Source organism: Dellaglioa sp. CoH-56-MRSF-14 (assembly GCF_056782115.1).
Genome location: NZ_JBXAYB010000048.1, coordinates 1 through 353, shown reverse-complemented (window position 1 = coordinate 353; position 353 = coordinate 1). Strand labels below are relative to the sequence as shown.

Below are 353 nucleotides of genomic sequence, written 5' to 3'. Positions count from 1 at the left end.
CCTTCATGCACCCGGGAACTGCGAATAGCATCCACATTTGTATCTTGGTCCCGAACACTTGTGTACTGTGGAATACCACCGTTGAATAGATCGCCCGCGCCCTCTACCCGCGCCATATCCTCAAATGGGTTGTGTTCGGCGTACACGTGATCGGACGTTGAGCCCATGGACGATGCGACAGGCATACCCAGCGTGGGCGTGGACGCTGGCGTTCCATCCATCTGGTCAAGACGGGACGCGACCACCGACTCCAACATCATAGATCGCGATTCTGCGTCTTGCGCACTGCGTTCAGCCTCATAAACCCTTAGCTCCATCTCATCCATCTCTTGAACCTGCCCACGTCCCCGAAC

Annotated in this window: 1 protein-coding gene; it reads right to left on the bottom strand. The window is 56.4% G+C overall.

Going from position 1 to position 353, the window contains the following annotated elements; all coding sequences use genetic code 11:
• Positions 1–326: hypothetical protein (locus AC1RPX_RS07805; protein ID WP_481763330.1), on the bottom strand; the 326-nt coding region annotated here is incomplete at its 3' end.
• Between the last annotated feature and the right edge of the window lie 27 nt (positions 327–353).